At 64.7% G+C, this 6,819-nt stretch carries 6 protein-coding genes and 1 pseudogene; 2 read left to right on the forward strand and 5 right to left on the reverse strand.

Annotated features, from left to right (window positions below; translation table 11 throughout):
* The first annotated feature begins 11 nt into the window (after positions 1-11).
* Positions 12-1,115: a 3-isopropylmalate dehydrogenase gene (gene leuB, locus M653_RS0126115; protein ID WP_027145974.1), complete on the forward strand. Its 1,104-nt coding sequence runs from the start codon at positions 12-14 to the stop codon at positions 1,113-1,115.
* A gap of 18 nt (positions 1,116-1,133) precedes the next feature.
* On the opposite strand, the gene M653_RS0126120 is transcribed toward leuB, so the two are convergent.
* From M653_RS0126120 to M653_RS0126135, 4 genes are all read right to left on the reverse strand, one after another.
* Complete coding sequence (locus M653_RS0126120) at positions 1,134-1,583, reverse strand: MarR family winged helix-turn-helix transcriptional regulator (protein ID WP_027145975.1); 450 nt, start codon at positions 1,581-1,583, stop codon at positions 1,134-1,136.
* Positions 1,576-2,004: a polyketide cyclase gene (locus M653_RS0126125; protein WP_027145976.1), complete on the reverse strand. Its 429-nt coding sequence runs from the start codon at positions 2,002-2,004 to the stop codon at positions 1,576-1,578. Before M653_RS0126125 ends, M653_RS0126120 begins: the two co-directional genes overlap by 8 nt.
* 151 nt (positions 2,005-2,155) lie before the next feature.
* On the reverse strand, positions 2,156-2,875 hold the full coding sequence (locus M653_RS0126130; RefSeq protein WP_027145977.1) for a DUF805 domain-containing protein: 720 nt from the start codon (positions 2,873-2,875) through the stop codon (positions 2,156-2,158).
* A gap of 130 nt (positions 2,876-3,005) precedes the next feature.
* A complete protein-coding gene (locus M653_RS0126135) occupies positions 3,006-4,874 on the reverse strand; it encodes a DEAD/DEAH box helicase (protein WP_027145978.1) in 1,869 nt (622 codons plus the stop codon).
* Positions 4,875-5,454: 580 nt separating this feature from the next.
* Between M653_RS0126135 and M653_RS0126140 the strand changes: the two genes are divergently transcribed.
* A complete protein-coding gene (locus tag M653_RS0126140) occupies positions 5,455-6,489 on the forward strand; it encodes an aspartate-semialdehyde dehydrogenase (protein ID WP_027145979.1) in 1,035 nt (344 codons plus the stop codon).
* Between the two features lie 165 nt (positions 6,490-6,654).
* On the opposite strand, the pseudogene M653_RS1000000137855 reads toward M653_RS0126140, so the two are convergent.
* Positions 6,655-6,819, reverse strand: a pseudogene (locus tag M653_RS1000000137855) (IS110 family transposase); the annotation flags it as partial.

A 6,819-nucleotide genomic window follows, 5' to 3' on the forward strand; every position in this document is an offset into this window, starting at 1 on the left:
GACGGCTCTCCATGGCAACGAAGCATCTTTTCCTGCTCCCNGGCGACGGCATCGGCCCCGAGGCCATGGCCGAGGTCAAGAAGCTGATCGCGGCCATGAACGCAAAGCTCGGCAGCGGCTTCGTCACCGATGAGGGCCTGGTCGGCGGCTGTGCCTACGATGCGCATGGCGCGGCGATTTCCGATGCCGACATGGAAAAGGCGATGGCCGCGGACGCTGTGCTGTTCGGTGCCGTCGGCGGGCCGAAGTGGGACGCCGTGCCTTACGAGGTGCGGCCCGAGGCCGGCTTGCTGCGCCTTCGCAAGGACATGGAGCTGTTCGCCAATCTGCGCCCGGCAATCTGCTACCCGGCGCTGGCCGCCTCGTCCTCGCTCAAGCAGGAAGTGGTCGAAGGCCTCGACATCCTCATCGTGCGCGAGCTGACCGGTGGCGTCTATTTCGGCGAGCCCAAGCAGATCATCGATCTCGGCAACGGCCAGAAGCGCGGCATCGACACGCAGGTCTACGACACGTTCGAGATCGAGCGCATTTCGGGCGTCGCTTTCGAGCTCGCGCGGACCCGCATGAACCACGTCACCTCGATGGAAAAGCGCAACGTCATGAAGTCTGGCGTACTGTGGAACGAGGTCGTCACCCAGACCCACAAGGCGCGCTATTCCGACGTCAAGCTCGACCACATGCTGGCCGACGCCGGCGGCATGCAGCTGGTGCGCTGGCCAAAACAGTTCGACGTCATCGTCACCGACAATCTGTTCGGCGACATGCTGTCCGACATCGCCGCCATGCTGACCGGCTCGATCGGCATGCTGCCGTCGGCCTCGCTCGGCGCGCCCGACGTGAAGACCAAGAAGCGCAAGGCGCTCTACGAGCCGGTACACGGCTCGGCCCCCGACATTGCCGGCAAGGGCATCGCCAACCCGATCGCCATGATCGCCTCCTTTGCCATGTGCCTGCGCTATTCCTTCGGCATGGTCGATGAAGCCGACAAGCTCGAAGCTTCAATCGCCGCCGTGCTCGACCAGGGCTGGCGCACCAAGGATATTTTCTCCCCCGGCATGACCGAGGTTGGCACCGTCGAGATGGGCGACGCGATCATCGCAAAATTCCTGGCCTAGCCGCAGGGCGGCTCGGCCTCAGCGGATCTCGCCGGCAAGTTGCCGCAGCAGGCCGACGAGTTGCGCCTCGTCCACAGGCTCGAAAAACGCGGCGTCGGCGGTCTCGACGGCGACGATCGCTTGCTGTGCGGCGGCCACCCCGGCGGCGGTGACGCGGATCACCTTGGCCCGGGAATCCCGTGGGTCGGCCTCGCGTGCAATCAATCCCTTGACTTCCAGCCGGGCGACGACGTCCGAGGTCATCTTCACCTCGGTGCCGGCCTGGGCGGCGAGCTGCACCTGGTTGGGCGGCTCGCCATCGCGGCCGAGCCACATCGCCGAGGCGAGCAGCACGAACTGGACATGTGTCAGGTCGAGCGGCGCCAGCGCCGCCGTCATGACACGCTGCCAGCGCATCGTGGTCCGCCAGAGCAGCAATCCGGGGCTCTCCGATGGTCCGCCCTTGAAGCGCGTGTCCAGTTCAGCCACGGTTCGCCAACGCCTCCGCCTGCTCGAACAGCCTGGCCATCGAGACGTCGAAATCGCCACTGATCTGCGGCCCGAGTTCCGGGCCGACCTCGGCGGCCGAAGGGCCCGAGATATCAAGCCGGTGCGTCACCTGCGTGCCGCCTTCGACGGGCACCAGCGTGTGCCGGAACAGCAGCGTGGTGTCACCGAACGAAGTTTCATCGGCATAGGTCAAATTGTCGACGAGATCGACGATGGTCGATTCGAACGTGTCCTGTCCGACCGGTGTCACCGAGACGCGGGTGCCCTTGGCGAACGGGCCGTGCAGCACGAAAGTGTCGGACCCCTCATAGGTCAGGCGGCCTTCATGCAAGGCCTTCAGCGCGTTCCAGATGGCTCGCGCCGGAAGCGGGGAAGTCGCGGTGTATTCATTGGTCCACATCGTCTTGGCTCCGTCTTGTCCGATCGACCATTCGATCCGTGCACAGACTATCTGTGCGCGGATTAAATTACAAGCGGAATTTGCGGCCGCAACGTTCGATGAGCGGATACTATCCAGCAGGGTTGTTCATGACCGCAATATGCACGCGACGCTATATGCCGACACCAGCCGGCACCGGTCCCCACTGGTTTTCACGCGCCTGGGTCGGGATCAGCGCGAAGACCAGGATGATCAGGCTGCCGATGCTGGGGATGAGGATCACCAGATAGAGCCAGCCCGACAGGCCGATATCGTGCAGCCGGCGCACGGTCATGCCGAGGCCGGGCAGGAGCGTCGCCAGGAGAAAGGTGCCGCAGAGGCCGACCGTCACCACAGCGGAGACATCGGTGTCGAAATTGCCCATTTCGATATCGGTGAAGATGCCGATGCCGCCGATGATGAGCAGGCAGACCATCCAGAACAGGCAGTAGCCCCAATATTCCTTGCGGCGGGCGCGGCCGGCGAAGTTGAAGTAGTTCCGCGTCAGGCCACGCCAGAAATAGCCCCAGAGATCACTGGGTTCGGCGGTTGCGCTCTCGCTGGATCGGCCGAAATGCTGCGCCTGCGGTGCGCGGGCCGTGGGTGCGGTGCCGGCTGGAGCCGGAGCGGCGTTCATGCCGGCGGCCACGGTCGAGCTCGCGGTGGTTTGGCCGGCGATCGAAAAGACGTCACGCGCCTGGCCGCCGCCCGTCTGGAACTCGACCACCGTCCCATTGGGCATCGCGGTTTGCCGGCGCAGGTTCTCGCGGGTGAAGGTGTAGCGGTTGCCGTCGGCGCCGGTGATGAAGCCGAAGCCCTGGTCCTCGTCATAGTGAAGCACTTCGCCGCGCATCGCCCACCCCCTTGTCGCCACGTCCCTGCCAAGATGTGGCACAGGGCCGAGCCGATGGGCAAGCCGCCCATAAGCTACCGTCTTCGCGGCAAATGACGCAAAAATCAGCGGCGAGGCTTTCGTCTCGGTCTTACGACGGCCGCTTCTTCGTCTTCTTGTGCTTAGGCGCGCCGGTGTTTTCGAATTTCGGCTTGCCCGGCTTTTTCGCCCACGGCTTTGCCTCATGCGCGGCTGCCGGGCGCTGGTCGGCGGAAGCCGGTGCACGCTTCTCGAACCTGCGCTTCGGCGCGTTCGGGTCGAACGGCGCCTTGCCGCGATGCGGTTTCTTGTCCGGGCTGGGCGGCTGGTAGCCGGCCCGCGACAAGTCAGGCGTGCCGTCCAGCCGCTTCACCACGATGTTGCCCTGCAATTTGCGGTCGGGACCGATCGCGGCGAGAAAACGCTCGGCCCAGTCGGCGGCGATCTGCACGAACGTCTCTTCCGGCTGCATCTTGATCGCGCCGATCTCACGCTTGCTGATGCTGCCGGCACGGCACAGCATCGGGATCAGCCAGCGCGGCTCGGCATTCTGCCGGCGTCCGACCGACAGCGAGAACCAGACGCTGGCGCCGAAATCGTCGCGGCGGCTGGGCGCCTCGTCGCGGTGCGCAAACTTCTCGCCCGCCGGTCTTTCGCGCGAAGGGGTGAAAGGCGCGACGTCCATCAGATCCTCGGGCGCGGAGCGGCTGGCGCGGCACTGGCGCACAAAGGCGGCCGCCACCTGTTCGGCACCATGTCTGGCGAGAAGCGCGTCGATGAATGCACGCTCGTCGTCCTTCACCGGTTCGTCGAAAGCCGGATCGGCAAGGATGCGCTCGTCGTCGCGCCGCATCACGTCGTCGGCCGAGGGCGGGCTCGCCCATGTCGCCGTCAGCTTGGCGCTTTGCAGCAGCCGCTCGGTGCGCCTGCGGGCGCTGTTGGGCACGATCAGCGCACTGACGCCCTTGCGTCCGGCACGTCCGGTGCGGCCGCTGCGGTGCAGCAGCGTTTCCGGATTGGTCGGCAGGTCGGCGTGGATCACCAGCTCGAGGTTGGGCAGGTCGATGCCGCGCGCTGCCACGTCGGTGGCGATGCAGACTTTCGCGCGGCCGTCGCGCATCGCCTGCAGCGCATGGCTGCGCTCGTTCTGGCTGAGTTCGCCCGAGAGCGCGACGACGGAAAAGTTGCGGTTGTTGAAGCGGGCCGTGAGATGATTGACGGCGGCACGCGTGTTGCAGAACACCAGCGCGTTCTTGGCCTCATAGAAACGCAGCACGTTGATGATGGCGTTCTCGCGGTCGGCCTGGGCGACATTCAGCGCCCTGTACTCGATGTCGAGATGCTGCTTTTCCTCGCCGGCGGCCGAGATGCGCACGGCGTCGCGCTGATAGCCCTGGGCGAGCGTGGCGATGGAGCGCGGCACGGTGGCGGAGAACATCAGCGTGCGACGGTCGGCCGGTGCGGCATCGAGGATGAATTCGAGGTCCTCGCGAAAGCCGAGATCGAGCATCTCGTCGGCCTCGTCCAGCACCACGGCCTTGAGCGTCGACATGTCGAGCGAATTACGGGTGATGTGGTCGCGCAGCCGGCCGGGCGTGCCGACGACGATATGGGCGCCGCGCTCCAGCGCGCGCCGTTCGGTGCGCATGTCCATGCCGCCGACGCAGGATGCCACCGTGGCGCCAGTCGGCTCATAGAGCCATTCGAGCTCGCGGGTCACCTGCAGCGCCAGTTCACGCGTCGGCGCCACCGCCAATGCCAGCGGCGCCGCTGCCGGGCCGAAACGTTCCGCGCCATCGAGCAGCGTCGGCGCCATGGCAAGGCCGAAGGCGACGGTTTTGCCCGAGCCGGTCTGTGCCGATACCAGGGCGTCGGCCTGCCCGAGCTCCAGCACCGCCTTCTGCACCGGTGTCAGGTCGGAATAACCGCGTTTTTCCAGCGCTTGCGCCAGCGCGGGAACAATACCATCGAAGTTGGACATCTCGTTCTTTCGGAATTCAGGGGATTGCTCTTACGAAGCACATCCGGGACCGGCACGCGTGCCGGTCAGACAATCTTTGGGTGTTCGTACTTCTTGCGGTGGCCATTGTACAGTGCAGCCCGCCGCGCTTCTTCCCTTCTCCCCTTGTGGGAGAAGGTGGCCTCGCGAAGCGAGGTCGGATGAGGGGTGCTCCAGCTTGGCACCGACGGCACTCTGTCACCCACCCCTCAACCGTCTCGGCGCTGCGCGCCGATCCACCTTCTCCCACAAGGGGAGAAGGAAAAGAGCCGCCGATTGACTCCTGCGGCAAACCGCGTAAAAGCCGGCATCGAACGGGATCAATCTCGATGCGCGGCCTTTTGATGGCTCTTCTTGCCTTCGACGTCCCCGGCCACATCAGTGGGGCCGGACGCGTTGGTGCATCTTACCGTTCGACCAAAACTATGGCCAAAACCACCACCAAAACGGTGTGATTCCCTTGGCCTAACCACCCTCTCCCGGGTCCGGCCCGGGGGACGGAACCCGCACTTGGCCGGCGGGTTTTCTCCAAAAACCAAGCGGAGAGGGACAGGAGATTTCTATGAGTTTCAAGATTGCAGTCGTCGGCGCCACGGGCAATGTGGGCCGGGAAATGCTCAACATTCTGGAAGAGCGCGGCTTTCCGGTCAGCGAAGTCGTGGCGCTCGCCTCGCGGCGCAGCATGGGCACGGAAGTGTCGTTCGGCGACCGCACGTTGAAGGTCAGGCCGCTCGACCAGTATGATTTTTCCGACACCGACATCTGCATCATGTCGGCCGGCGGCAACGTCTCCAAGGAGTGGTCGCCGAAGATCGGCAAGCAGGGCTGCGTCGTCATCGATAATTCATCGGCCTTCCGCTACGACCAGGACGTGCCGCTGATCGTGCCCGAGGTGAACCCGGACGCGATCTCGCTGTTCACGCGCAAGAACATCATCGCCAACCCGAATTGCTCGACGGCGCAGCTCGTCGTGGCGTTGAAGCCGCTGCATGATGCCGCCACCATCAAGCGCGTCGTCGTCGCCACCTACCAGTCTGTATCCGGCGCCGGCAAGGAAGGCATGGACGAGCTCTTTACCCAGACCCGCGCGGTGTTCGTCGCCGACCAGGTCGACGTCAAGAAGTTCACCAAACGCATCGCCTTCAACGTCATCCCGCATATCGATGTCTTCCTCGACGACGGCTTCACCAAGGAAGAGTGGAAGATGGTCGCCGAGACCAAGAAGATGCTCGATCCCAAGATCAAGCTGACGGCGACCTGTGTGCGCGTGCCGGTGTTCATCGGCCATTCGGAAGCGGTCAACATCGAGTTCGAGAAGCCGATCACCGCCGACGAGGCGCGCGACATCCTGCGTGAAGCGCCTGGCTGCCAGGTCTTGGACAAGCGCGAGGATGGCGGCTACATCACGCCGCTGGAATCGGCCGGCGAGGACGCCACCTTCATCTCGCGCATCCGCGAGGATTCGACCGTCGACAACGGCCTGTCGATGTGGATCGTCTCCGACAACCTGCGCAAGGGCGCGGCGTTGAACGCGGTGCAGATCGCCGAACTGCTGGTCGAGCGCGGGTTGATCCAGCCGAAGAAGAAGGCGGCTTAGTTTTCGCTCACGGGCCGTATCGCCGCTGCCGCGGCGGGCCCTCCGCGAGGGCGCCGGACGACCGGCGGCCCGCCGTCGCGGGCTCGGCCTTCGGCCGTTAGCTCCCTTCTCCCCGTCATTACGGGGAGAAGGTGGCGGCAGGCGGATGAGCGACTATCTGAGGTGTCAAGTTGCATTTGCGAACTCGCTTCGCGCATCGCGTGCTTTTGCATTGAGAATGACGAGCAGCTTTCTGGCGAGAGCGATGCGGATGACCATCTTTTCCTTTCCGGCGGCCTGCAACCTTTGCTGGAAAGCGGCCAGATGCGGATCATATTTGGCAACGATGCT

This window comes from Mesorhizobium sp. WSM3626 (assembly GCF_000513935.1).
GTDB classification, from domain to species: domain Bacteria; phylum Pseudomonadota; class Alphaproteobacteria; order Rhizobiales; family Rhizobiaceae; genus Mesorhizobium; species Mesorhizobium salmacidum.

What these genes read in the sequence shown, in the direction of transcription:
- M653_RS0126125 (WP_027145976.1), bottom strand. Translation starts at nt 2,004, where the DNA reads ATGTGGACCAATGAATACACCGCGACTTCCCCGCTTCCGGCGCGAGCC.
- M653_RS0126130 (WP_027145977.1), bottom strand. Translation starts at nt 2,875, where the DNA reads ATGCGCGGCGAAGTGCTTCACTATGACGAGGACCAGGGCTTCGGCTTC.
- M653_RS0126135 (WP_027145978.1), bottom strand. Translation starts at nt 4,874, where the DNA reads ATGTCCAACTTCGATGGTATTGTTCCCGCGCTGGCGCAAGCGCTGGAA.
- M653_RS0126140 (WP_027145979.1), top strand. Translation starts at nt 5,455, where the DNA reads ATGAGTTTCAAGATTGCAGTCGTCGGCGCCACGGGCAATGTGGGCCGG.